The organism is Flavobacterium sp., assembly GCF_040383245.1.
Taxonomy (GTDB): domain Bacteria; phylum Bacteroidota; class Bacteroidia; order Flavobacteriales; family Flavobacteriaceae; genus Flavobacterium.
In genome coordinates this window covers 21,155-48,034 of record NZ_JBEIDX010000015.1, presented here as the reverse complement: position 1 = coordinate 48,034, position 26,880 = coordinate 21,155, and the positions used below count along the sequence as shown (strand labels likewise).

Annotated in this window: 24 protein-coding genes; 13 read left to right on the top strand and 11 right to left on the bottom strand. The window is 33.8% G+C overall.

Going from position 1 to position 26,880, the window contains the following annotated elements; translation table 11 throughout:
• The first annotated feature begins 8 nt into the window (after window positions 1-8).
• Together ABWO08_RS07695 and ABWO08_RS07690 are read left to right on the top strand one after the other, a co-directional pair.
• On the top strand, window positions 9-1,772 hold the full coding sequence (locus ABWO08_RS07695; protein ID WP_353084877.1) for an ABC transporter ATP-binding protein: 1,764 nt from the start codon (window positions 9-11) through the stop codon (window positions 1,770-1,772).
• A gap of 66 nt (window positions 1,773-1,838) precedes the next feature.
• Window positions 1,839-2,216 carry a PUR family DNA/RNA-binding protein gene (locus tag ABWO08_RS07690; protein WP_353084875.1) on the top strand — a complete coding sequence of 126 codons (378 nt, stop codon included), beginning with the start codon at window positions 1,839-1,841 and terminating at the stop codon, window positions 2,214-2,216.
• A 63-nt stretch (window positions 2,217-2,279) separates the two neighbouring features.
• On the opposite strand, the gene ABWO08_RS07685 is transcribed toward ABWO08_RS07690, so the two are convergent.
• The 3 genes from ABWO08_RS07685 to ABWO08_RS07675 form a co-directional block, all read right to left on the bottom strand.
• Window positions 2,280-2,750 carry an Mpo1 family 2-hydroxy fatty acid dioxygenase gene (locus ABWO08_RS07685; RefSeq protein ID WP_353084873.1) on the bottom strand — a complete coding sequence of 157 codons (471 nt, stop codon included), beginning with the start codon at window positions 2,748-2,750 and terminating at the stop codon, window positions 2,280-2,282.
• Between the two features lie 4 nt (window positions 2,751-2,754).
• Entirely contained in the window at window positions 2,755-3,087 is a 333-nt protein-coding gene (locus ABWO08_RS07680) for a c-type cytochrome (RefSeq protein ID WP_353084871.1), read from the bottom strand.
• 87 nt (window positions 3,088-3,174) lie between these two features.
• On the bottom strand, window positions 3,175-4,107 hold the full coding sequence (locus ABWO08_RS07675; protein WP_353084869.1) for a peptidylprolyl isomerase: 933 nt from the start codon (window positions 4,105-4,107) through the stop codon (window positions 3,175-3,177).
• Between the two features lie 94 nt (window positions 4,108-4,201).
• Between ABWO08_RS07675 and ABWO08_RS07670 the strand changes: the two genes are divergently transcribed.
• From ABWO08_RS07670 to ABWO08_RS07655, 4 genes are all read left to right on the top strand, one after another.
• A complete protein-coding gene (locus tag ABWO08_RS07670) occupies window positions 4,202-5,002 on the top strand; it encodes a class I SAM-dependent methyltransferase (protein WP_353084867.1) in 801 nt (266 codons plus the stop codon).
• A gap of 17 nt (window positions 5,003-5,019) precedes the next feature.
• Window positions 5,020-5,697 carry a tRNA (guanosine(37)-N1)-methyltransferase TrmD gene (trmD, locus tag ABWO08_RS07665; RefSeq protein ID WP_353084865.1) on the top strand — a complete coding sequence of 226 codons (678 nt, stop codon included), beginning with the start codon at window positions 5,020-5,022 and terminating at the stop codon, window positions 5,695-5,697.
• Window positions 5,698-5,845: 148 nt separating this feature from the next.
• Window positions 5,846-6,196: a 50S ribosomal protein L19 gene (gene rplS / locus ABWO08_RS07660; RefSeq protein ID WP_298307332.1), complete on the top strand. Its 351-nt coding sequence runs from the start codon at window positions 5,846-5,848 to the stop codon at window positions 6,194-6,196.
• Between the two features lie 246 nt (window positions 6,197-6,442).
• Window positions 6,443-8,662 (top strand): NADP-dependent isocitrate dehydrogenase, encoded by a 2,220-nt coding sequence (locus ABWO08_RS07655; protein ID WP_353084864.1) that lies wholly within the window; start codon window positions 6,443-6,445, stop codon window positions 8,660-8,662.
• 56 nt (window positions 8,663-8,718) lie between these two features.
• On the opposite strand, the gene ABWO08_RS07650 is transcribed toward ABWO08_RS07655, so the two are convergent.
• Window positions 8,719-9,351: a hypothetical protein gene (locus ABWO08_RS07650; RefSeq protein WP_353084862.1), complete on the bottom strand. Its 633-nt coding sequence runs from the start codon at window positions 9,349-9,351 to the stop codon at window positions 8,719-8,721.
• 211 nt (window positions 9,352-9,562) lie between these two features.
• Here ABWO08_RS07650 and ABWO08_RS07645 point away from each other — a divergent pair, with 211 nt between their 5' ends.
• The 5 genes from ABWO08_RS07645 to ABWO08_RS07625 all read left to right on the top strand — a co-directional run bounded on the left by ABWO08_RS07645 (window position 9,563) and on the right by ABWO08_RS07625 (window position 17,229).
• A complete protein-coding gene (locus ABWO08_RS07645; protein WP_353084860.1) occupies window positions 9,563-11,935 on the top strand; it encodes a TonB-dependent receptor in 2,373 nt (790 codons plus the stop codon).
• A gap of 4 nt (window positions 11,936-11,939) precedes the next feature.
• The gene (locus ABWO08_RS07640) at window positions 11,940-12,755 is read left to right on the top strand and encodes a DUF4249 domain-containing protein (protein ID WP_353084858.1); all 816 of its coding nucleotides are present in this window, start codon (window positions 11,940-11,942) and stop codon (window positions 12,753-12,755) included.
• Window positions 12,756-12,863: 108 nt separating this feature from the next.
• Window positions 12,864-13,526, top strand: a complete 663-nt coding sequence (locus tag ABWO08_RS07635; protein WP_353084856.1) for a thiamine diphosphokinase — start codon at window positions 12,864-12,866, stop codon at window positions 13,524-13,526.
• 55 nt (window positions 13,527-13,581) lie between these two features.
• Window positions 13,582-15,570 (top strand): excinuclease ABC subunit UvrB, encoded by a 1,989-nt coding sequence (gene uvrB / locus ABWO08_RS07630; RefSeq protein WP_353084854.1) that lies wholly within the window; start codon window positions 13,582-13,584, stop codon window positions 15,568-15,570.
• A 156-nt stretch (window positions 15,571-15,726) separates the two neighbouring features.
• Window positions 15,727-17,229, top strand: coding sequence for a S41 family peptidase (locus ABWO08_RS07625; protein ID WP_353084852.1), 1,503 nt, complete (start codon window positions 15,727-15,729; stop codon window positions 17,227-17,229).
• Window positions 17,230-17,411: 182 nt separating this feature from the next.
• Here the strand turns inward: ABWO08_RS07625 and ABWO08_RS07620 are convergent, their stop codons facing one another.
• Window positions 17,412-17,816: a TerB family tellurite resistance protein gene (locus ABWO08_RS07620; RefSeq protein ID WP_353084850.1), complete on the bottom strand. Its 405-nt coding sequence runs from the start codon at window positions 17,814-17,816 to the stop codon at window positions 17,412-17,414.
• A gap of 33 nt (window positions 17,817-17,849) precedes the next feature.
• Between ABWO08_RS07620 and ABWO08_RS07615 the strand changes: the two genes are divergently transcribed.
• Window positions 17,850-18,680: an alpha/beta hydrolase gene (locus ABWO08_RS07615; RefSeq protein ID WP_353084848.1), complete on the top strand. Its 831-nt coding sequence runs from the start codon at window positions 17,850-17,852 to the stop codon at window positions 18,678-18,680.
• A gap of 81 nt (window positions 18,681-18,761) precedes the next feature.
• Window positions 18,762-19,202 (top strand): DUF1456 family protein, encoded by a 441-nt coding sequence (locus ABWO08_RS07610; protein WP_353084846.1) that lies wholly within the window; start codon window positions 18,762-18,764, stop codon window positions 19,200-19,202.
• Between the two features lie 56 nt (window positions 19,203-19,258).
• On the opposite strand, the gene sucC is transcribed toward ABWO08_RS07610, so the two are convergent.
• The 6 genes from sucC to ABWO08_RS07580 form a co-directional block, all read right to left on the bottom strand.
• Window positions 19,259-20,452, bottom strand: coding sequence for an ADP-forming succinate--CoA ligase subunit beta (sucC, locus tag ABWO08_RS07605; RefSeq protein ID WP_353084844.1), 1,194 nt, complete (start codon window positions 20,450-20,452; stop codon window positions 19,259-19,261).
• A gap of 137 nt (window positions 20,453-20,589) precedes the next feature.
• On the bottom strand, window positions 20,590-22,203 hold the full coding sequence (gene pafA / locus ABWO08_RS07600) for an alkaline phosphatase PafA (protein ID WP_353084842.1): 1,614 nt from the start codon (window positions 22,201-22,203) through the stop codon (window positions 20,590-20,592).
• A 61-nt stretch (window positions 22,204-22,264) separates the two neighbouring features.
• Window positions 22,265-23,215, bottom strand: coding sequence for an NAD(P)H-dependent flavin oxidoreductase (locus ABWO08_RS07595; protein ID WP_353084840.1), 951 nt, complete (start codon window positions 23,213-23,215; stop codon window positions 22,265-22,267).
• Window positions 23,215-24,825, bottom strand: coding sequence for a S8 family serine peptidase (locus tag ABWO08_RS07590; RefSeq protein WP_353084838.1), 1,611 nt, complete (start codon window positions 24,823-24,825; stop codon window positions 23,215-23,217). Before ABWO08_RS07590 ends, ABWO08_RS07595 begins: the two co-directional genes overlap by 1 nt.
• Before the next feature lie 24 nt (window positions 24,826-24,849).
• Entirely contained in the window at window positions 24,850-26,037 is a 1,188-nt protein-coding gene (mnmA, locus tag ABWO08_RS07585) for a tRNA 2-thiouridine(34) synthase MnmA (RefSeq protein ID WP_353084837.1), read from the bottom strand.
• Between the two features lie 109 nt (window positions 26,038-26,146).
• Entirely contained in the window at window positions 26,147-26,854 is a 708-nt protein-coding gene (locus tag ABWO08_RS07580) for a toxin-antitoxin system YwqK family antitoxin (protein WP_353084835.1), read from the bottom strand.
• Window positions 26,855-26,880 lie beyond the last annotated feature (26 nt).

Genomic DNA, 26,880 nt, shown 5'->3' with positions numbered 1-26,880 from the left:
GTGAAATAATGAAAGAATTACAATATTTAAATAAATACTTTATTAAATACAAATACCGATTTCTACTTGGTATTTTTATTACTATTGTTGCCCAAATATTCTCACTTTTCACTCCAAAACTAATAAGTAGATCCTTTAAATTAATAGAAGAATACACACAAAATGCTGTTGCACTTGATGCAGTAAAAAGTCAACTACTACAAAATATAGCTCTTATTTTAGGTACCACAATCATTGCTGGAATTCTAACATTTGTAATGAGACAAACATTAATTGTTATGTCAAGACATGTTGAATTTGATTTAAAAAATGAAGTGTTTAAACACTATGAAGTTCTGGATCAAAATTTCTATAAAAGAAACCGCACCGGAGATTTAATGAATCGAATTAGTGAAGATGTAGCCAAAGTAAGAATGTATGTTGGGCCAGCCGTAATGTACACCATAAACACTTTAATTAGATTTACTGTAGTAATTATTTTCATGTATAATGTATCTCCGAAACTTACTTTATACACCCTACTCCCGCTTCCTTTTTTATCTTACATTATATATAAATTAAGCAACGAAATAAACATTAGAAGTACTACATTTCAACAATATCTTTCTAAAGTTTCAAGCTATACCCAAGAAGTATTTTCAGGTATTAGAGTAATAAAAGCGTATTCTCTAGAAAACCAAAACCAAGAAACTATTACCAATTTAGCCAACGAAAGCAAGGTCAAAAGCATGAGTTTGGCCAAAGTACAATCGTTATTTGGTCCGTTAATGGTAACTTTAATTGGAGTTAGTAACTTAGTTGTAATTTATTTTGGCGGATTAATGTACATTAATCACGATCCCGAAATACAAAATATAGGTATCATTGCCGAATTCATTTTATATGTAAACATGCTTACTTGGCCCGTTGCTTCAATTGGATGGGTTTCTTCATTAGTTCAAGAAGCAGAAGCTTCTCAAAAAAGAATAAATGAATTTTTAAAAACCCAACCCGAAATACAAAACAAGAATACAGAAAAATCAAATATCAAAGGATCTATTGCTTTTGATAAAGTAAGCTTCATCTATGAAGATACTAATATTCGTGCTTTAAACAACATTTCATTTTCAATTAACAAAGGTGAAACATTGGCAATATTGGGCAAAACAGGCTCAGGAAAATCGAGTATTATTTCCTTAATTACTAGAATGTACGACATTAATGAAGGCTCAATTACTATTGATGGAATTCCGATTGATCAAGTAAACTTATTTGATTTAAGAGAAAGCATAGGAATTGTTCCACAAGATGCATTTTTATTTTCAGACACCATAAAAAATAACATTAAATTCGGAAAGGAAAACGCAACCGATGAAGAGGTAATTACTGCTGCTAAAAAAGCAGCTGTTCATGAAAACATTATTCAATTTAATCAACAATATGAAACAGTTTTAGGCGAACGAGGAATCACACTTTCTGGTGGGCAAAAACAGCGTGTTTCAATTGCCAGAGCAATTATCAAAGATGCAGAAATTCTTTTATTAGACGATTGTCTTTCGGCCGTGGATACCGAAACCGAAGAATCAATTTTGCAAAATTTACTAGAAATATCAAATAACAAAACAACCATAATTGTTAGCCACAGAGTTTCTTCAGCAAAAAATGCAGATAAAATAATTATTTTAGAAAATGGGGAAATACACCAAGAAGGCACTCATAATCAATTAATAAACCAAGAAGGTTATTACAAAGAGTTATACTATAAACAACTTTCTGAAAAAGAAATTCTATAATTCTTGCACAATTCTTTTTTTTTTAGTTTTTTTGGATTTAGAAAACAACTAATTGACAGAACGATTATGAGAGAAAACGACATGTTAGAAAAAGACGAAATTTTTTCTAAAGTATTAAGAGCAGGTAGAAGAACTTATTTCTTTGATGTAAGAGCGACAAAAGCTGACGATTACTACATTACCATTACCGAAAGTAAAAAATTCACTGAAGAGGATGGTTCTTTTCATTTCAAAAAACACAAAATATATTTATACAAAGAAGATTTCACCGCTTTTAGAGAAATCTTAGATGAAATGACATCATTTGTATTAAACAATAAAGGGGAAGAAGTAATTTCAGAAAGACACCAAAAAGATTTCAAAAGAGAATATAATTCTGAATCAAGTGAAGAAACTACACAATCAGAAAAAAGTTTTACGGATATCGATTTTGATGATATCTAAAATAATAAAAACTAAAAAGTCCAAGTTATCTTGGACTTTTTTTTATATCTAATAGTTAAAAAGCTATTGTTTTTTAGTTGCAAATAAATTCTGAATTACCCATGCAGGACCAATAAGCAAAAACTGTAAATCATTTATAAAAGACGGTTTTTTACCTTCGATGTGATGTCCATAAAATTGACCTATCCAAGCTACTGCAAATACCCCAACTGAGACTAATAACAGATTAACAAATTGCCCAATATAAAAATTAGCAAACAAACACAAGAAGGCAAAAACTGCAATTTTTAAAGCCATTACTACCGATAATCGAATGTAAAAAAGTAATAAAAGCACAAGAACTATAGCTGCCCAATTCTCAATAAGCGGACTATTTAAACTCAAAGTATTCGAAATAATCGCACTAGGAATACACATCAACAATCCTAAAATAGAAAAGAAAATAGCCGGAACGCAGATATAATGTATTTTTTTGTTTACCGGATTTTGATGACTAACCGCATATTCATCAAACCATTGATCTAAGGTTCTCATCTCTTTACTCTTTAGATAAATAAGCTAAAATTTTATCCATTTCGGCATCAGATAATTGCGCTTTTTTCTGCATGTCATACAAAATAGGAATCCAAGCTTGTCTAGAAAAACTTTTTGGATCATAAAGTTTATGGCATTTGGCACAATTATTTTCATAAATACTTTTTCCATCAGGGGAATTTGCTGCCAAACTAACCGGTAAACTAGCTGTAGAAATAGCTGGCTCTTCAGGATCTCCCTTTACATTGCTTGCTTCTGTAACTTGAGGCGTTATTTTTGGAGAACAAGAATAAATTAATATTCCTATAATTGCCACAGAAATGATTCTTAATTTCATAGTTGTTTTTTTGTTTTTAAAAAGTAAATATAAAAAAATCCCGATAGAATTAACTATTGGGATTAATATTAATCTATAAACTGATTTTTATTTCACATCCATTAATTCAACATCAAAGATCAAAGTAGCATTTGGCGGAATAACTCCTCCTGCTCCTCTTTCACCGTATGCTAAATAAGAAGGAATGACAAAGCGTGCTTTATCACCAACTTGAAGTAATGCAATTCCTTCATCCCAACCTTCAATCACTTGACCTTGACCTAATCTAAATTCGATTGGTTTTTTTCTAGGGTAAGATGAATCAAATACTTTTCCGTTATCTAATGAACCTTCATAGTGAACTGAAACTGTTTTACCATTTTCTGCTTGTTTACCTGATCCTTTTTGAATCATTTTATATCTTAAACCGCTTGCTGTTTTATCAAAACCAGCGGCTAGTTTTTCCATTGATTCCTCTGCTTTCTTTTTAGCTTCTTCGATTTTTTTTAAACGAGCGCCTTCAAAAGTTCTAAACGCTTCAATTGCATTCCATTTTTCTGCTTCTGCTCCTACTCTAACTACTTCCATAGCTTCTATAAGATCACCTTGTGCAATTGCATCAACAATTTCTTGTCCATCTACTACATGTCCGAATACAGTATGTTTATTGTCTAACCAAGTTGTTGGCACATGGGTAATAAAAAACTGAGAACCGTTAGAAGCTGGCCCCGAATTAGCCATTGATAATACTCCAGGCTTATCATGCTTCAAACTTGGGTGAAATTCGTCTTCAAAGCTATATCCTGGTCCACCCGTTCCGATTCCTTGAGGACACCCCCCTTGAATCATAAAATCAGGAATTACTCTGTGAAATTTTAATCCGTCATAATAAGGTTTTCCCATAGGTCTTACAGAATTTTCAAGTTGTCCTTCAGCCAACCCTACAAAGTTTCCTACTGTTCCAGGAGTTAAATCGTGTGTTAGTTTTACTAAAATCGCACCTTTTGAAGTATTGAATTTAGCATATATTCCGTTTTCCATTGTCGTTTGTATTTATAATTGAGGTGCAAATTTATAATATTATTAAATATAAACTCTAAAATTGTACCTTTGAATTCATAGACAATTCAGTAACATGAAAGATCAATCTAACTACATTGCATTAAATAAAAACGCTTGGAACAATAAAACTGAGGTACATATTGCTTCTGATTTTTATGATATGAATGGCTTTCTTGAAGGAAAATCCACATTAAATTCTATTGAGCTTGAACTTTTAGGAGCTATTTCAAATAAAAAAATTCTGCATTTACAATGTCATTTTGGACAAGACACGATGACCTTCGCAAGGATGGGAGCTCAGGCAACGGGAATTGATTTTTCTGAAAAAGCAATTGAAAAAGCAACCGAGTTTAGTAAGCAATTAAACATAGATATCACTTTTATCTGTTGTGATATTTATGAAGCACCTAAGTATTTAAAGGATCAATTTGATATTGTTTTCACTAGTTACGGAACAATTGGATGGTTACCTGATTTGGATAAATGGGCAAAAGTAGTTTCTCAATTTTTAAAGCCCGGCGGCCAATTTATTATGGCCGATTTTCATCCTGTAGTTTGGATGTATGACAATGATTTTAAGGAAGTATTTTATAGTTACTTCAATATTGAACCAATAATAGAAGACGAATCGGGAACTTACGCCGATCGACATTCGGAAATTGAAGCCAAAACCATCACTTGGAATCATGCTATTTCAGAAACTTTAAACGCATTGATAACTAACGGAATAGAATTGAATTCTTTTAATGAATATGATTATTCTCCTTACAATTGCTTTAATAATACCGAGGAGTTTGAACCTAATAAATTCCGAATTAAAACATTCGAAAATAAAATTCCAATGGTTTATTCTATAAAAGGAACTAAAAAATAATCTCCTATCTTTGCCCAATGCGAATAGATATTATCACCCTTCTACCCGAATTAATGAAAAGTCCATTTGAGGCTTCTATCATGAAAAGAGCTATCGATAAAGGATTGGTAGAAGTACATTTTCATAATTTAAGAGATTATTCTACCAACAAACAAAAATCGGTTGACGATTATCCTTTTGGCGGAGGAGCCGGAATGGTAATGACAATCCAACCAATTGACGATTGCATTACCCATTTAAAAAGTCAGCGTAATTACGATGAGATTATATATATGTCGCCTGATGGCGAAACTTTAAATCAAAAGTTAGCAAATACCGCATCTTTGTATGAGAACATTATCATTCTTTGCGGTCATTATAAAGGAGTAGACCAACGCGTGCGCGATCATTTCATTACCAGAGAAATTTCAATTGGTGATTATGTATTAAGCGGAGGTGAAATTGGTGCCATTGTATTTTGTGATGCTATAATCAGATTAATTCCCGGTGTATTAAGTGATGAAACATCGGCTTTGACTGATAGTTTTCAAGACGGTTTACTTTCAGGACCTATATATACTCGCCCAGCCGATTATAAAGGATGGAAAGTTCCCGAAGTCTTAACAAGCGGACATTTTGCAAAAATCGACCAATGGCGCGAGGACATGGCCTACGAACATACCAAAAACCGTAGACCTGATTTATTAGAAGAGTAAATTTTAAGTTATTCCAAAATAATTTAAAATTTTTAAACTTTAAACTTTATACTTTCAACATTTTAATTATATTTGCACCCACATTTGACTAACCTCTGGCGAAAACCGTGAATGTTGCTCAGATTTCAAACCATAATTAGCATTAAAAATGGCAAATTTAGTAGATTTCGTTAATAACGAATTATCAACAAAAAAAGACTTCCCTGCGTTTGGAGCTGGTGATACAATCACAGTTTACTACGAAATTAAAGAGGGTGAAAAAACAAGAACTCAGTTTTTTAAAGGAGTTGTTATTCAAAGAAAAGGAGCAGGAATTACTGAAACTTTTACAATCCGTAAAATGTCTGGAGCAGTTGGCGTAGAGCGTATCTTCCCAGTAAACATGCCAGCTTTACAAAAAATTGAATTGAACCAAAGAGGTAAAGTTCGTAGAGCTCGTATCTACTACTTTAGAGAACTTACTGGTAAAAAAGCAAAAATTAAAGAAAGAAGAAGATAATTCTTACTTTCAATTCATAAAAAAAGCTCCAATTAATTGGGGCTTTTTTTATGCAAAAAATATACCTCAAAATTATTAATTCCATAATTATGATGCATAAAAATAGCAAATTCGTAATTCAATCGATTTCGATAGAAATCATATTCTATTTTATCTCATTTTCATATCTTTGCTATTATTGGAATTAATCAATTATAAAATAAATTACACAACGAGTCTTTCGTTAAGCATAAAACAAACTACAAAATGTCACAATCTAAAATTATTTACACCATTACCGATGAAGCCCCAATGTTGGCTACATTCTCATTATTACCTATTATTGAGTCATTTGCTGCTACAGCAAATATTGACGTCGAGAGTAGAGACATTTCCTTAGCAGGAAGAATCATAGCCAACTTTTCAGATTATTTAAAAGAAGACCAACGTCTTGGAGATGCACTAACTGAACTAGGACAATTAGCCAATACTCCTGAGGCTAACATCATAAAATTACCAAATATTTCTGCATCGGTTCCTCAACTTAAAGAAGCTATTAAAGAATTACAAGCAAAAGGATATGCCCTTCCGGATTTTCCAGAAGACGCACAATCAGAAGAAGAAAAAAATATTAAAGCTAAATATGCTAAGGTTTTAGGATCTGCAGTTAATCCCGTTTTACGCGAAGGAAACTCAGACCGAAGAGCACCAAAAGCGGTAAAAAATTATGCGAAAAAACACCCGCATTCTATGGGCGCTTGGTCTGCAGATTCAAAAACTCATGTAGCAAGCATGTCAGAAGGTGATTTTTACGGAAGTGAAACTTCAGTAACTGTTAAAGAAGTAACCGATGTAAAAATAGAATTCGTTGACAACAACGGAAATACTAACGTTTTAAAAGCAAGTACACCATTAAAAGCAGGTGAAATTATTGACAGCTCCGCTTTAAATTTGAATAAATTCAAACAATTCATCGCAAATGAAATTGAAGATGCTAAAGCTAAAGGCGTATTGTTTTCTATTCACATGAAAGCTACCATGATGAAAGTTTCAGATCCAATTATTTTTGGAGCTGCTGTGGATGTGTTTTACAAAGATGTATTTGCAAAATATGCCGATTTATTTAAAGAATTGGGCGTAGATACTAAAAATGGTTTAGGCGATGTTTATGCTAAAATTACAGGTCGTCCAGAACAATCAGAAGTTGAAGCGGCTATTGAAAAAGTATATGAGTCCAGTCCAGCATTGGCTATGGTAAATTCAGATAAAGGAATTACCAACTTACATGTTCCTTCTGATGTAATTATTGATGCTTCAATGCCCGCAATGATTAGAACTTCAGGACAAATGTGGAATAAAGAAGGAAAAGGACAAGACACAAAAACGGTCATTCCAGATCGCGCTTATGCAGGTATTTATGTAGCAACCATCGATTTTTGTAAAAAACACGGCGCTTTCGATCCAAAAACTATGGGAAGTGTTCCTAATGTTGGTTTGATGGCTCAAAAAGCTGAAGAATATGGTTCACATGATAAAACATTCCAATTAAGTGCAGCTGGTTCTGTAAAAGTTACTGACACTATCGGTACTGTTTTAATGGAACAAAAAGTTGAAGCGGGTGATATATTTAGAATGTGTCAAGTAAAAGACGCTCCTATTCAAGACTGGGTAAAATTGGCTGTTAATCGTGCTCGTTTATCAAATACTCCGGCCGTTTTTTGGTTGGATGAAAATCGTGCTCACGACAGACAACTTATCGAAAAAGTAAAAACCTATTTAAAAGACCACGATACTAATGGATTGGATATCCGAATCTTAAACCCAATTGAAGCTACTCATTTTACTTTAGAACGAATCATTAAAGGATTAGATACCATATCTGTAACGGGTAATGTGCTTCGCGATTATTTAACCGATTTATTTCCAATTTTAGAATTAGGAACATCTGCCAAAATGCTATCAATCGTTCCATTAATGAATGGTGGAGGATTGTTCGAAACTGGGGCAGGTGGATCAGCTCCAAAACACGTTGAACAATTTATTGAAGAAGGATATTTACGATGGGATTCATTGGGAGAATTCTTGGCATTGGGTGTTTCATTAGAGCATTTGGGTCAAGTATTTAACAATCAAAAAGCATTGGTTTTATCAGAAACTTTAGACACTGCTACCGAAAAATTCTTAGATACAGATAAATCTCCATCGAGAAAAGTAGGTCAAATTGATAATAGAGGATCACATTTCTATTTAACTTTATATTGGGCACAAGCTTTGGCCACTCAAAATAAAGATGCTGAATTAAAAGCAATATTTGAACCAATTTCAAAAGAATTGACTGAAAACGAAGCGAAAATTAATTCGGAGTTAATTGGCGCTCAAGGTACTCATCAAGAAATTGGGGGTTATTACAAACCAAACCAAGATTTGTTATTTAAAGCAATGCGTCCAAGCGGAACTTTTAATGCGATTTTAAGTAAATTGAAATAAAATTTCCATTCCGCTATTAATAAAAAAGACGACTATGTAGTCGTCTTTTTTATTGCTTATTTTTCATCTAATCGCTTCAAAATTTTCTCTTTGTATTCAATAGTGATTCGTGCTTTAAAACCAATTCCTAAATTCCAATATTGATTGGTAATAAACTCTTTATTGGCATCATAAAAAGCAAACTGCCCTGTATTTGGAGATAACTCACCGTAATTTAAGGCTTCGATTTCAATGATATTCATTCCTTTTTCTAAATCTAAAACAATCTCTTTAAACTTAGAATCTAAATAAACTTGAGAAACATACATTTTTCCATTCACCCATACTCGAACCAAATCGCCATCAATCGCTCCATAATCTCTTGAGTTCAAATTTACTTTTTTAGTATACACTACAAATTGCCCTAAATTCATATCCCTATTATACAATTCAGGACGAATACCATCTTCTTTAAGTTGCTCATTAAATTTCTCTGTGTAATCTTCGGCAGGAGATTTTAAAGCGTAGGACTTTGGATTTTGCTCTACTCCTACTTTCGGAATTTCTGGCAATCCTTTTAAGAATTTATCGTCTGGATTTTTTGGAAGTTGACTCTGGAGTTTTATTTCTGGAAATAATGATTTTGTTACTTTTTCAGGAACAATGGCTTTCTGAGTAAGATTCTTATCAGGTTTAGCAGATATATTCATTTTTCGCTTTGACGCTTCAAATTGTGCAGAAGCTGAAGAGGAAAAACAAATTAAAATAAATAGAAAAATACAATTTTTCATATCAAATATTAAATATGTAAATGTATTTAAAAAAAAATTACCTCCTATTAATTATTAACCAATCATTAACATTAGTTAGCAAGCTTTAATTGATTAAATTTGTAAAATTTGCAATTCAAAATAAAATACTATGCAATTACGAAATAAAGCGGTGCTTCTCCTACTTTTTCTTGTTGGAACCTTTGGATTTTCTCAAGAAAAAATAACTATAAGCGGGACCATTTCTGATAAAAAAAATAACGAAACTTTAATTGGTGTTAGCGTTGCAGTGAAAGAATTAAAAGCTTTTACGGCTACTAATGAATATGGCTTTTATTCTCTTACCCTGCCAAAAGGAGATTACGAATTAACAATTAGCTATGTAGGTTATGAAAGTATTATCGAGAAAATTTCATTGTCTAAAAAAATTCGTAAAGATTACCAAATAGCCGAAGTTGGACAAGTATTGAAGGAAGTCGTTTTTTCAGAAAAGAACAAAACCAACACCAGAAAACCTGAAATGAGCGTCAACAAATTGTCGATTGCAACCATTAAGCAAATGCCAGTTGTTTTGGGAGAAGTTGACATTATAAAGTCAATATTATTATTACCCGGTGTAACCAATGCAGGTGAAGGTCAATCGGGCTTTAATGTTCGTGGCGGAGGCGCTGATCAAAATTTAATTCTTTTAGATGAGGCTACAATTTTTAACTCTTCCCATTTATTTGGATTCTTTTCGGTTTTTAATCCGGATGCTATTAAAGATTTAAAATTATATAAAGGCGGTATTCCTGCACGTTTTGGAGGAAGAGCTTCATCAGTTTTGGATATTTATCAAAAAGATGGAAACAGCAATTCCTTTCATATGAATGGTGGAATCGGATTAATTTCTAGTAGATTACTTGCCGAAGGTCCAATTGTGAAAGACAAAGGCTCCTTCTTAATTGGAGGAAGAGCTTCTTATGCTCATCTATTTTTGAAATTATCAAACAATAAAAACTCAGCCTATTTTTACGATTTAAACACCAAATTAAATTATAAGTTTAACAAAAACAACAGCTTATTCTTGTCTGGTTATTTTGGAAGGGATGTCTTTTCTTTAAACCAAAGTTTTGTCAATACATATGGTAATTCTACTTTAAACTTACGCTGGAATCACTTGTACTCAGATAAATTATTTTCAAATTTATCCCTGATTTACAGTGATTATTACTACGGATTAAATTTAGATTTGATTGGATTTAATTGGGACTCTGGAATTCAAAACTATAATATGAAGTACGATTTCAAATATTATTTGAATGACAAAATCAAATTAAATTTTGGTGCCAATGCCATTTATTATGATTTTAATCCGGGAACTATTAGCCCATCAAGTTCTACTTCGAGTATCAATTTTAAGCAAATTGAAAAAAAATATGCTTTTGAGCCTGCAATCTATTTGGATGCAGAACAAAAAATTAGCGATAAAATAAATATAGAATACGGAGTGAGATACAGCATGTTTTCAAGATTAGGAAGCTCTACCAAAAATTTATACGCAAATGACCAAGCGGTGACTTTCGATTCGGATTTGAAAATTTATGAAAAAGCAACACCTATCGGAACTGAATTTTATGGCAGAAATAAATCCTTAGCCAACTTTGATAATTTGGAACCTCGTTTTTCTGTTGCCTATGAATTTTCTGAAAACAAATCGGTTAAAGCTAGTTACAACAGAATGGTTCAATATTTACAGTTAGTATCCAACACGGCATCTCCAACGCCATTAGATATTTGGACGCCAAGCGACAGTTACATCAAACCTCAAATTGCCGATCAAGTAGCAGTTGGTTATTTTACTAATTTTAAAAATGACGCCTATTCACTTGAGATAGAAAGCTATTACAAAAAAATCAAAAACCGAATGGATTATATTGATGGTGCCGATTTAATTGCAAACGAAGCCATCGAACAAGTAATCTTAAATGGTGAAATGCGTTCGTACGGACTAGAAATTATGCTTCGAAAAAATACTGGTAAATTTAGTGGTTGGATTGCTTACACGTTATCCCGTTCTGAACAAAGAACTCCTGGTAGAACTGCTGAAGAAACCGGAATCAATAATGGAAATTGGTACCGATCTGGATATGACAAAACCCATAATTTAGCGATTACAAGTTCATACAAATGGAGCAATAAATGGACTTTCGGGGCCAATTTTATTCTGCAATCAGGGCAACCGGTAACCTATCCTAACGGTCAATATACCTACCAAGGTGTTACCGTTCCAAGTTATGGATTACGAAATGAAAACAACTTACCGTTGTACCATCACTTAGATATTTCGGCTACACTAACTCCGAAACGCAATGAATCAAGAAAATGGAAACGCGAATGGGTATTTAGTATATACAACCTATATGCTCGAAAAAATGCAGCATCTATTAGTTTCCGTCAAAACCAAGATTCGGGACAAAATGAGGCAATCAAACTTTCTATTTTTGGAATCGTTCCTGCGGTTTCTTATAACTTTAAATTCTAATAAAATGAAAAATATCATCTACATTTTAGCCATCGTATTCTTTGCAAGTTGTGAAACCAAAGTGGATATTCCTTTAGACACTGCCAATCCTAAATTGGTAATTGATGCTAATATTTTATGGCAAAAGGGCACTTCAGGCAGCACACAAAAAATAAAACTTACCACCACTACCGATTTTTATAGTTCCACTATTCCGGTGGTTTCAGGTGCTACGGTTACGGTTACAAACAGCGCTAATACGGTTTTTGTATTTACTGAAACTCCAAATACTGGAGAATATGTTTGTACTAATTTCGAGCCTTGGATAAACGAAAATTACACATTAAACATTCAACATGCTGGTCAATTCTATACTGCAACTGAAAAACTTTTGGCAACTCCATCAATAAATTCTGTCGAGCAAAATACCGTTCAAGGTTTTGGAGGAAATGTGATACAGGTGAAATTCTTTTTTCAAGATAATGGCGCAGAGGTTAACAATTATCTAATTGGGGTTAAAAATCCCTCTGATATTGCTCCAAAATACCGAGCACAAAAGGATGAGTTTTTTAATGGAAATCAAATGTTTGGACTTTATTCTGATATAGTTTTAAAATCAGGCGATGAGCTCTTTTTTAGTTTGCAAGGAATTTCATTACGCTATCACAATTACATGAGTAAATTGATAAATATATCGGCAAGTGGCAGTGGCGGAAGTCCATTTTCAACCCCACCGGCAACACTTCGTGGAAATATTGTGAACCAAACTGACGAAAATGATTACCCCCTAGGTTATTTTCATTTGTCAGAAATTGATACAAGGAATTATATTGTAAACTAAAGATAGAAGTTGGAAGTTGGAAGATGGAAGTTGGAAGATGGAAATAAAAAACTATAAACCTTAAACTTTAAACCCAAGACCTAAGACCCTAAACCTTAAACCTAATATATGTCCTCTCACCACATAGTTCGCGACGACCAAGAGCCTGCATTAATCATTGCAAATGGGGCTTCGTGTAGTTTTGACTTATTGGGGCAACTGCTAGAATGGTCTCCTATTGTTGTGGTTTTAGATAATGCTATTGACCGTGTTTTGCAACTAGATATAAAAGTAGATGTACTTTTGGGTGATTTTGATGGTGATTTTGATCCTGAAATATACAAAGAAAAACAATATCCTTTGGAGATTGTACATACGCCAAACCAAGACAAAACCGACCTAGAAAAAGCACTTGATTACCTCATAGAAAAAGGACATAAAGCAGTAAATATTGTTTGGGCAACCGGAAAAAGAGCCGATCACACCCTTACAAATATTACCAACATCATTTCGTATCGAAATAAAATTAAAATTGTGATGCTTGACGACCATTCGAAAATATTTCTATTGCCAAATAAATTCGAAAAATGGTATACTGCCAACACGCCTATTTCGTTAATTCCTGTCGGAAAAGTAACCGGAATCACAAGTCAGAATTTGTTTTATCCTTTACAAAACGACGAGTTAAACTTAGGCTATAGATCAGGTAACAGCAACCATGTTTCACAAGATGGAATCGTTACTATAACCCATGAATCGGGTGATTTATTATTGATGGAATGCTTCGATTAAAAACAAATCTATTTTCAGGCAAACTTAGCTAACTTTGTAATTCGAAAAATTTTCCATGAAATTCCAAGTCGTATCCGATTACAAACCTACAGGCGATCAGCCACAAGCCATTGAAAAACTTTCAAAAGGGATTCTTAGTGGCGAAAAATACCAAACTTTACTCGGAGTAACCGGATCGGGAAAAACATTTACTGTTGCCAATGTGATTCAAAATGTAGAAAAACCAACTTTGGTTTTGGCTCACAATAAAACACTGGCGGCCCAATTGTATTCGGAGTTCAAGCAATTTTTTCCAAATAATTCGGTGCAGTATTTTGTATCTTATTACGATTATTACCAACCCGAAGCCTTTATTCCGGTAACGGGAACCTACATTGAGAAAGATTTATCGATTAACGAAGAACTTGAAAAACTGCGTTTAAGCACCACTTCAGCCTTGCTTTCGGGGCGCAGAGATATCATTGTAATTTCTTCGGTTTCGTGCCTTTACGGTATTGGAAATCCAGTGGAGTTTCAAAAGAACGTCATCAAAATTGACAAAAATCAAGTCATCTCTCGAACCAAATTATTACACCAATTGGTGCAAAGTTTGTATTCAAGAACCGAAGCTGATTTTGGTCCGGGAAATTTCCGAATTAAAGGCGACACGCTAGAAATATTTCCAAGTTATGGAGACGATCCGTTTCGTATTCACTTCTTTGGAGATGAGATTGAAGAAATTGAAGCCTTTGACGCACAAAGTTCGCAGGTAGTTGAAAAATATGAAAACCTAACGGTCTATCCCGCCAATATGTTTGTTACCTCGCAAGATGTGTTGCAAGCTGCCATTTGGGATATCCAACAAGATTTGGTAAAACAAGTAGATTATTTCAAAGAAATTGGCAAACACCTGGAAGCAAAACGACTGGAAGAACGCACCAATTTCGATTTAGAAATGATTCGTGAGTTGGGCTACTGCTCCGGAATTGAGAATTATTCCCGCTATTTAGACCGCCGACTTCCCGGTACGCGCCCTTTCTGTTTGTTGGATTATTTTCCAGATGATTTCTTAATGGTGGTTGATGAAAGTCACGTAACCATTTCGCAGGTGCATGCCATGTATGGTGGTGACCGAAGTCGTAAGGAAAATTTGGTAGAATATGGTTTCCGACTTCCCGCTGCTATGGACAACCGCCCGTTGAAGTTTGAGGAATTTGAAAGCCTGCAAAACCAAGTGATTTATGTATCGGCAACGCCTGCCGATTATGAATTACAAAAAACGGAAGGCGTTTATGTAGAGCAAGTAATTCGACCAACCGGATTGTTGGATCCCATTATTGAAGTGCGCCCAAGCCTGAATCAAATTGATGATTTAATAGAAGAAATTCAGCAGCGTTGTGAGTTAGACGAGCGCGTTTTGGTAACCACACTAACCAAGCGAATGGCCGAAGAATTAACAAAATACTTGACCAAAGTTTCCATTCGTTGTCGTTATATTCATAGCGATGTAGACACTTTGGAGCGTGTAGAAATCATGCAAGATTTGCGTAAAGGATTGTTTGATGTATTGATTGGCGTGAATTTACTTCGTGAGGGATTGGACTTACCCGAGGTTTCGCTGGTGGCAATTTTGGATGCCGATAAAGAAGGCTTTTTACGAAGCCATCGCTCGCTTACGCAAACAGTGGGTAGAGCCGCACGAAACATTAACGGGAAAGCCATTATGTATGGAGACAAGATTACGGCCTCAATGCAAAAAACCATTGCTGAAACCAACTACCGCCGCGAAAAGCAAATAAATTACAACACCCTAAATAACCTACAACCCAAAGCGCTAAATAAAAGTTTGGGTACTACTTTAGGAAACAACTCTGTTTCTACGCAATACTACGAAAACCAAGCCCTCAAAGCTGCCGAACCCGAAAGTTTGTACTTAACCAAACCCGAAATTGAAAAGAAAATTAGGGAAGCCCGAAAAGCCATGGAAAAAGCAGCCAAAGAACTCGACTTTATGCAAGCCGCTAAACTACGCGATGAGATTAAAGCGCTGCAAGAGAAGATTTAAAAAGTGCTTTTGATGATTTATAATATTTTTTTTTGTATATTAGGTTATTAAGCGAAGCTACTATTCGTCTATACCTCCCAAAAAGGTTAGATAGGCGAATAATTGTTTCGCATATATACTAGTTGGGCGATATTAAAACCGAGAACGCAAAAAATAATGAAGAAAATCAAGATATTATTGTTTCTAATTATAAATGTACATTTTGCTTTTTCGCAAACTGAATCAATTTCATATGAAAAGTTAAAAAATGATTTAACAATTTTTAGACAAATAAGAGAGCAAGCAAACTCAGGACTTTACAAATACAAAACTAAAATCCAAATTGACAGTATTTATAATTGGGCGGAGGCAGAAATTCAAAAACCACTCACAACAATTGGATTTTATAAAATAATTTGTCAATTAACCGATTTTGAAGGAAGTGTTCACAATAACACTCGACTTCCAAAAGAAGTAATTAAGACATTTGGAGAAACTAATGGGTACTTCCCATTTCCTGTCAAACTCATTAATGGAGATTTGCTTATCAACACTAGCAATTCTGAAATTCCACTTGCATCAAAAATTCACAAAATTAATGATATCGAAACTGCTCAAATAATTAAAAATATTGGTAAATATTACACGACTGATGGTGTAAATATTTCTGGCAAATCAATTGGAATAAATTCAGTATTTGCCAAGTATTTCAAATACGAGTATGGTATTTATGAAATTTTTAATATTGAATATTCAGAACCTAATTCAACAAAAAAAATAATTAAAAGTGTTAAAAGCATTTCAAATAAAGTACGTTACGAGCAATTTTTAAACCGCCATTCTAAAAATATGGATAGCTTAAACTATGCTGATTTTAAGAAAGAAAACAAATATAAATTTGAATTAAGAAATAAAGATGTAGCTGTTTTAACAATAAATTCATTCAATATTGGAGGAAATAAAAACGCAAGAGAACACAAAATTTATAAAAAAAATATAGAAAAATGGTTTAAAGAAATAAATGAATTGAAAGTTGGTAATTTAATTATTGATTTAAGGTATAATGGAGGCGGAACTGACCCAAATGATATTTTATTGTTCTCTTTTCTTGCTAATAAAAAATTCAAAGAAAATAAATTAGCGTTTATAAAGTCAATTAAAATACCTTTTCCTGAATACTTAATAATCGATGATGAAAATAATAAAATATCCGAAAGAGAAAAAAGAAGATTTGAAAAAGAGTTAAGTTCAGAATTTTCAAACTTTATAGACAACAAATATTACCAAAATCAAGATTACAATAAATTTATTGAACCAAACAAATATGCGTTTAAAGGAAAAATCTACCTTTTAATTAGTGAACGTGTTGCATCTGCTGGTTCGCTATTTGGAGCATTAGTTACAAGTAACACAAATGCTACCGTTATAGGTAATGAAACTATGGGTGGTTACTTTGGACATAATGGACACACACCTGTCGAATACCAATTACCAAACACAAAACTTATTACTCAATTTTCAATAGTCAATTTAGAACAAGATGTTGTAGAAAAAGAAAACCAAAAAAATGGAAGAGGAATTATACCAGATATTTATAAAACACAGACATTAGAAGAGTTTATAAAAAATGAGGACAATTTAATTGAATTTACAATGAAAACAATTTTGAAAAGAAATTAACATCGCCCAACAGCAGCTACACAAGATGCAAGGATTTAGTGGAATAGCCGTTTCGCATTGAACTTTTATCTTAAATAGAAAATATGCAGTCACGAAGCCTTGCACCTCGTGTAGCTGCGGAACGTTTAAAATCAAGCAAAAAAGGTGTTTATGGCTACTCGCCATTAGGAGTAGTAATAAGATTAATTATTCTGTTCTTTAAAAACTTCCAATAAATAATCGGGAGATAGCATTCGCGTAGATGATTTAGCCATGGCTTTAAGTACGCGTTTCATAGCAAATGGATCCAAACCCATCCCGATTCCGATTTCATGAATACGGATTTCCTCGCGTTCATGCAAAATGCCATCGCTGTGCATTAATAAAGCCAATCGGTAAAATTGTTGAATTTGTTCAAAGTCGTCTTTAATTACTTCGGTTTGGTTTTCTGTATGAAATAATTGCTGAAACTCCGTTGGATTTATTTCTAAATCTTCGGCTATTAACGATAGAAATTGGAATTCATTTTTGTGCAATTTTCCATCCACAACTGCAAATGCAATCATATCGGATAATAAACTTATTTTTTGTGCTTTGGTATTATTCAAAATGTTTATTTTTAGCTAAATTATTCATTTAAAATGAATCTAATAACTATTCAATTGAAATCTATATTTACCCTAGCTGCGCTGTTTTTGTTTTGTATTTCATTTGCTCAAGAAGCAAAGCCGAGTACAGCAAGTCAAAATGTAAGCTCTTTTACTCTTGAAGCACCGCAGCTGGATTGCAGTAAAAAGATTTGGGTATACCTGCCAGAAAATTATTCGAAGTCCACTAAAAAGTATCCGGTAATTTACATGCACGACGGGCAAAATTTAATGGATGCCAAAACATCTTATGCTGGCGAATGGAGTGTTGACGAAACCCTAGACAGCCTTCATGCGCAAGTTATCGTAATTGGGATTGAACACGGCGGTGTAAAACGCATGGAAGAATTAACACCATTCAAAAACGAAAAATACGGCGGAGGCAATGCCGATACGTATTTGAAATTCATTGTAGAAACGCTAAAGCCTTATGTAGATAATACCTTCCGAACTAAAACCAATGCAAAAAACACAGCCCTTTGGGGAAGTTCCCTTGGAGGATTGGTTTCTTTTTATGGAGCGCTAAAATATCCAGAGGTATTTGGAAAAGTAGGTTGCTTCTCCCCTTCATTTTGGTTTAACCGAAAAGAAATTTTCGAACTCATGAACACAACAAAATCCTATAAAACGAAAATTTATTTTCTTTGTGGCGATAACGAAGGCGACGCCGATATGGTGGAAGATTTAAACAAAATGGAATACCAAATCAATACCAAACGCTGCGAATGCCAAATGATGAATAAAAAAATCATTGTTAAAGGCGGAAAACACAATAAAAAATTATGGCGCGAAGGTTTCAAAAAAGCGTACCTTTGGCTTTTCTAATGGGTATAAGGTCATAGGTTTTAGGTGTTAGTATTTTACGAACCCAAAACCTAGAACCCAAAACCCAAAACCTAAAAAAAAATGAACAATAACGATATTTTCAAAAAGCTACGCGTTGCCTTGATGTTGCGTGACGACCAAATAGAAGAAATTTTAATGTTGGTTGACTTCCGAATGTCCAAAGGAGAATTGGGTAATTTTTTCAGAAGTGAAGACCATCCTAAATTTATGGAATGCGGCGACCAAGTGTTGCGTAATTTCCTAAACGGATTGGTAATTTACTTAAGAGGAACAAAAGAGAGTCCGAAAATCCCAGCGGAAGTAATTGCAAAGCACCGAATAGAGGCTAAACCAAAAGAATTTACAAAATCGGAAGGAGCTCCTAAAAAAGACTTCAAACCAAAAACCGATTTCAAGAAAAAACCAGGCTCAAATCCTAAATTTGCACCCAAAAAACAAACGAAGAAAATTGAAATTGTAGAAAAAGTGCAATACAAAAACGGTAAAAACACCAAAGGTTAAATAAAAAAAATCCCGAGCAAAACTCGGGATTTTCTATATAAATAATTTTCTTTTGATTAAGAAAGCGCTTTTTGAACTTGGTCAGCCGCTTCTTGAAATTGTACTGCAGATAAAATTGGCATTCCAGAATTGTCAATTAATTCTTTAGCAATTTCTGCATTGGTACCTTGTAAACGAACAATGATTGGCACTTTAATAGCGTCACCCATATTTTTGTAAGCATCAACAACTCCTTGAGCAACACGGTCACAACGAACAATTCCTCCAAAGATGTTAATCAAGATCGCTTTTACATTTGGATCTTTTAAGATAATTCTAAAAGCCAACTCCACACGCTTCGCATCTGCAGTTCCACCAACGTCTAAGAAATTTGCAGGCTCAAAACCAGCATATTTAATTAAATCCATTGTTGCCATTGCTAATCCAGCTCCGTTTACCATACATCCAACGGTTCCGTCAAGATCTACATAATTTAAACCTGCTTCTTTAGCTTCAACTTCAATTGGATTTTCTTCTCTAATGTCACGCATTTCCGCATATTTTGGTTGACGGTATAACGCGTTATCATCAATATTTACTTTTGCATCAACGGCAAGAATTTTATCATCTGAAGTTTTTAAAACCGGATTGATTTCAAACATAGAAGCATCCGATCCGATGTATGCATTGTATAATGAATCAACAAACTTCACCATTTCTTTAAATGCATTTCCAGAAAGACCTAAGTTAAAAGCAATTCTTCTTGCTTGAAAACCTTGCAATCCAACAGCTGGATCAATTTCTTCTGTAAAAATTAAATGTGGTGTATGTTCAGCAACTTCTTCAATATCCATTCCACCTTCAGTAGAATACATAATCATATTTCTTCCGTTGGCTCTGTTTAATAAAACCGACATATAGAATTCAGAAGTTTCACTTTCTCCAGGATAGTAAACATCTTCTGCAATTAATACCTTATGTACTTGCTTACCTTCTGGTGGAGTTTGCGGTGTGATTAATTGCATTCCGATAATTTGCTCAGAAATTTCAGTTACTTGATCTAAGTTTTTTGCCAACTTAACTCCGCCACCTTTTCCTCTTCCACCTGCGTGAATTTGTGCTTTAATTACATACCAGCTTGTGCCAGTTTCTTCAGTAAGTTGTTTAGCAGCAGCAACTGCTTCTACAGGATTATTAGCAACAATGCCGCGTTGTACGCTTACACCATATTTTGCTAATATCTCTTTCCCTTGATATTCGTGTATGTTCATAATTAAATTTTGTCTTTTTGTAAAGTGCCACAAATGTAATTAATTAGTCTCAATTGATAAAGTAAATGTATATCAATTTAGTAACTATTATATAAAATAATTTGCTTCAAATTCTATTAATAAAAAACTGATAATTACTATTTATCCAAAACCTCTAGCAATACTTTTCCTTCGGTTCCATTAGGAAAAGGAACTTTAATTTTCTGTGCTATAGTTGGAGCAATTTGTGTAATTACTTTATGGTCATGGGTTTCACCTTTTGGAATATTCCAACCATAGAAAATTAAAGGAACATGGGTATCGTAGGCGTATGGTGTTCCATGAGAAGTTCCTGTTGCACCATATTCTATGTAACCTGGCTTGTCTAATATTACTAAATTGCCGTTTTGGGTTGCATCGTAACCTTTATAAATCATGTTTAAATAAAAATCATTTCCATTAGAATTTTTGATATCCTCTTCATTATATACTTTTTTCACGTGTTCTTGTGACATTAAAAAATCAATAAAGGATTTTTCAACAATTGAATAATTTAGTGCTTTTTCTTTTATTTTATCTTTGTTTAAATACAAATTAAAATTAGAATAATTAGCAACAAAATCATCGTTGTAAGTATCTGTCGAGAATTTTTTTATGGCTTTAGAAATTTCTTTATATTCAATATTTTTTACATTTAATTTATTATTTTTTAAAAAATTGGCATTTTCAGCGCAAGCATGATCAGCGGTTAAAAAAAGTAAGTAATTGTCTTTTCCTATATTTTTATCCAAATAATTTAATAAATCAGATATTGTTTGATCTAATCTCAAATAGGTATCTTGCAATTCCATAGAACGTGGACCTAAAATATGCCCTACATAATCGGTTGAAGAGAAACTTATTGCTAAGAAATCGGTATCATCATCTTTACCTAAAGCTTCATTTTCAATTGCTTTCAATGCAAAATCTGCTAAAATATTATTACCAAAAGGAGTTGCTCTCAATATGCCTGCGTCATTTTTCTCAAATATTTTTTTTAAATCATAGGGAAAAACAGGTTTATCAACTCCATATAATTTCCCTTCATAGGGACTATCATCAGGATCACTCTCGTTGTAAGATGCTTCAGGTTTAAACAAATCCCATCCTTGATTAATATAATTTAAGTAGTTTTTTTGGTTGTTAAAATCGTTCACCCATTCTGGTAATTTATCTCCATAGAAAGTACTCGATATAAATGCTCCGGTTTTACTATACCAAAATGCCCAATTGGCAAAATGCCCAGCGGGTAAAATAGCACCTCTGTCTTTTAAACTCATACCGATTACTTTACCTTTAAAGTTAGTTCCCATTCGAAGTTCGTCGGTAATTGTAGTTGAAAGCAAATTTTTTGGAGACATTTCACCTTCAGTTTTTGATCCATTACCTAGAGTTTTAACAGTTTCATCATCGGTACAATAGCGTTCTTTACTTGTAGATCTATTATACCATTCGTTGCCAATAATTCCATTAACAGAAGGGGTTGCACCAGTGTAAATTGAAGCATGCCCAGGAGCTGTATATGTTGGCATATAATTAAAATGTGCATTGTGGTAAACATATCCTTTGTTCATTATGCGCTTGAAACCATTTTCGGTAAAATCATTTTGAAAACGGTATAAATATTCCATTCTCATTTGATCAACCACTATTCCAACTACCAATTTTGGTCGTTCTTGTGCATCGAGATTCATAACGAAAATGAAAATAAAAAAGTAAAGTAATTTTTTCATGTAATTTTTTTTTCAAAATTAAGAATTCCTTATGTTGGCAGTACTAAGTTATCGTTAAGAATTAGTTTGAAAATCCAATAGATTTAAGTTCTGTTTTAGCTACTTCAAATTCAGAGATAATATCTTTAATAATGACTTCAACCGGTTTTATATCATGTATTAGTCCAGCAATTTGACCAATTTCTAGTTCGCCTTCAACTAAATCACCTTCAAACATTCCTCGTTTTGCACGGCGTTTTCCTAATAAGTTTTCAAGATCTTCTTTTGATGGGCCTTTCAAATACAATTCTTGCACATCATTAAAGAATTTATTTTTGATTAATCGAACTGGAGCCAATTCTTTAAGCGTTAATTGGGTTTCCCCTTCTCCTGTTTCCAATACTGATTTCTTAAAATTATCGTGCGCCGAACTTTCAGTAGAAGCTACAAAACGGCTTCCCATTTGAACGCCATCGGCACCTAATACCATTGCAGCTAGCATTCCACGACCTGTGGCTATTCCGCCTGCAGCAATTAATGGAATTGATATATTTTCTTTTACCATCGGAATCAAAGTCAAAGTAGTAGTTTCTTCTCTTCCATTGTGGCCTCCCGCTTCAAATCCTTCGGCTACGACTGCATCAACTCCGGCTTCTTGTGCTTTCAAAGCAAATTTTGAACTGCTTACGACATGCACTACAGTAATTCCGTTATCCTTCAAAAATGAAGTCCATGTTTTTGGATTACCTGCAGATGTAAAAACAATTTTCACGCCTTCTTCCACAATAATATCCATAATTTCTTGAATATTAGGATACAACATAGGTACATTAACTCCAAATGGTTTGTCGGTTACTTTTTTACATTTCTGGATGTGCTCTCGCAAAACTTCGGGATACATAGAGCCAGCACCTATTAAACCTAATCCGCCGCTATTGCTTACGGCGCTAGCTAATTTATAACCACTGTTCCAAATCATTCCACCTTGAATAATTGGATATTTAATATTGAAAAGTTGCGTGATTCTGTTCATTATTCTTTGATTATTTTTCCGGATTGACTTACTATATCACTTTGTACTTTGTAATAATACACACCCGAATTTAGAGTTTCTAAACTTAATATTGAAACTGATTTAGAAATAGTTTTTTCCAACACAACCTGCCCTAATGAATTATAAAGCGTAATCTTAGCGTCATTTATATCAACAGGAAATGAAATAGTTACAAAACTAGAAGTTGGATTGGGATACAAAACAAAATTCTCTTTATTATTTTCAACCGTAACTAAATTTGCAATATTTAAAGCCAATTGAAAATCGGGAATTCCATATCCAAATAAATTATTGGGTGTTAAAAATCTATCTGCAGATTGCTTAACAAATTGTACGATTTGTGCGTTATTTGCCCAAGGAATTGCTTGCCAAAAACAGGCAATCATACCGGCCATAATTGGGCATGAAAAAGAAGTTCCGCTTGCAGTAATAATGCTACCCGCGGTACTTGACAATACCGAACTTTGTCCTTGCGCCATTACATCGGGCTTAACCCGTAAATCAAAACTTGGTCCAATAGAACTGAAAGATGCATACGATCGGTCTGCTTTTACAGCACCAATAGCCAATACATTATTTGCTTCAGCAGGAACTCCTATATGGGGATCTGCACTATTTGCAGAATTTCCGGCACTTGCAACCACCACTATTCCTTTGCTAAACGCAATATTTGCTCCTTTAGAAGCAAATGCTGTATTTCCGGTCATTTGTGAATAAGTATAACTGTAATTTGGATTGTCATAACCAAAATAACCTAAGGAGGAGGTAATAATATCCGCACCTAAACGATCGGCTTCTTCTGCAGCTTGTACCCAATAACTCTCTTCAACTGGATTTTCTGTGGCGACATCTTCAGTGATAAACAAATAATAACTTGCATCTGGAGCAGTTCCTACCAATTGATTATCAGTGAATCCACCCATGCAAGACAATGTCATGGTGCCATGATTGTGTAATACATATAAATTATTACTTTGACTAACATAGTTATAACCACCAAGAATTAAATTGTTGGTAAACAATCTTTGAAAAGGCTGAGCAGTATCTACTCCAAAAAAACCCGAATCTAAAACTGCTATAATTTTGCCAGCACCAGTATAATTTGTCTGGTGCAATAAATGGCCGTTCAGCATTTGGATTTGATTTAATGAAGTTCCATAATTAAAACTTTCCTGAACCTCCAAAGATTTATTTACAGGAGAAATAGCAGCTGAAGTAGCCATTTTATTGTTTAATGAATTATCAGCAAAGCGCACAAAATTCACAAAAGGCAAAGCAGCTAATGCTTGAATATCGGTAACGCTTCCGCGGATATGTAGGCAGTTCAGCCATTTGGATTTGGCCATTACGGTTATACCAGTTGCCGAAGATATTTGGTCAACATAAGTTACTTCGAGAGGTGCATCATTAATTACTAATGCTATTCCCTGTGCAGTTCTTCTGTCTAAAGATTTTTGAGAAAGTTCTGATAAAGGATTACTAAAAAATGCAGCTGCATTTGGCTTGTCATTAAAATAAACCCATGCATCTTCTTGAGAAAAAGACTCATAAGCAATAAACAAAGTAAGTATAAGTATCAGTTTCTTCATAGTTTTTTAATTAATAAGTCTAAATTAAGAAATTACTCCCGAACCAACTAATTCTTCGCCAACATTCCATGCTACAAATTGGCCTTGAGAAATTGCTGATTGCGGTTGATCAAACGAAACATAAAGTCCACTTTCAAATTGATGCAGTGTGGCCTTTTGCAATTCTTGTCTATATCGAATGCGGGCCATAACTTGCATTGACTGCCCATTTTCCAGTTTTAAATCGGGGCGTATCCAATGCACTTCTGAATTTTGAATTCGCAACGCTTTTTGAAACAAGCCCGGATGGGATTGCCCTTGACCAGTATATATTTCGTTGGTAATTACATTTGTTGAGATAATAAATAAGGCTTCTTTGGTTCCGCCCACATTCAAACCTTTTCGTTGTCCAATGGTAAAATAATGGGCCCCTTGGTGTTTTCCAACTACCTTTCCCATTGAGGGTAAATATGTAATTGGAGTAGATTCATATATCAATTCCTCTTCTAAATTAGTAAATGTTGGTTTTACTTGTTTGTAAATTTCACTAATTGCAGGAACTTCATAAATAGTACCTTCTTTGGGTTGTAATTGCTGTTGTAAAAACTCTGGGAGTCTTACCTTACCGATAAAACAAAGCCCTTGTGAATCTCTCTTTTCGGCGGTAATCAATTCCATTTTAGAAGCAATTTCACGCACTTGTGGCTTAGTTAATTCTCCAATTGGAAATAATGCTTTGGCTAATTGCTCTTGCGATAACTGACATAAAAAATACGATTGATCTTTGTTACCATCTTTTCCTGCAAGTAATTGATAAGTTGGGATTCCATTAACCCCAACTTCTCCTTTTCGACAATAATGTCCGGTGGCTACATAATCGGCACCCAAACTTAAAGCAATTTTCATGAAGACATCAAACTTGATTTCGCGATTGCACAAAACATCGGGATTGGGAGTTCTCCCTTTCTCGTATTCGTTAAACATGTAATCAACAATTTTCTCTTTGTATTGTTCACTTAAATCAACGGTTTGAAAAGGAATTCCTAGTTTTTCGGCAACTAAAAGTGCATCGTTGCTGTCTTCAAGCCACGGACATTCGTTGGAAATCGTAACTGAATCATCGTGCCAATTTTTCATGAAAAGGCCAATAACTTCATAACCCTGCTCCTTTAAAAGATAGGCTGCAACGCTAGAATCTACACCACCAGAAAGACCAACTACTACACGCTTCATGTTTTGAAATGCAATTAATTTAAGTTACAAATTTACATCAAATAATAAAAAAAAGTATATGCTTTAATTGTTAAAACATATACTTAAGTAAATTTTATTTATTTGCTATTTATTCTTCTTCTCGAGTAATTTCTCTTTTTACAAATTTTCGAGGTTTTTTAGTTGTCATATTTTCCTTGGTAATTTTACCATTTGTATTGAATTCCCAAATTCCCTCTTTTTTACCTTTTACAAACAAACCCTTTGCAACAATAACATTATCAGGACTTCTAAAAATAGTAAGCCCATCAAATTCACCATTTTTATAAATCGATTCTTCTAAAGCTATTCCACTTTCTGTATACTTTTTATAAGACCCCTCCTTTTTTCCGTTTTTATAATTGGCTTCTTCGGCAATTTTACCACTTGGATAAGTTACTTTTCGCAATCCATTTAATTTCCCATTTACATAATTCTCAGAAGTCATAATTACCGAAGAATCTTCATGGTAGTATTTCCATTCGCCAACATATAACTTGTTCACCAATTTACCCTCACTTACTTTATTCCCTTTTTGATTGTAAAAAATGGTGTAACAAGAATTGTCTTTTGAATTAAATTCTCGAGTTGCAATTACAGTTCCTGCTGCGGTATCGTCAAAGAATTTAAACGCATCAATCTCTTTACCATGATCAAATGTTCCTTCATAGCGAGGTCGCTTTGATTGTTCATAAATGCCTTTCCAAACACCGTGTTTTTTTCCGTTAGCATCTATTTGATTGATTTCTTGTGCGAACAATGAAACCGAAAAAAACAATAAGATAACTAAATATTTCATGGTCGTATTTTTATGTTATAATAACT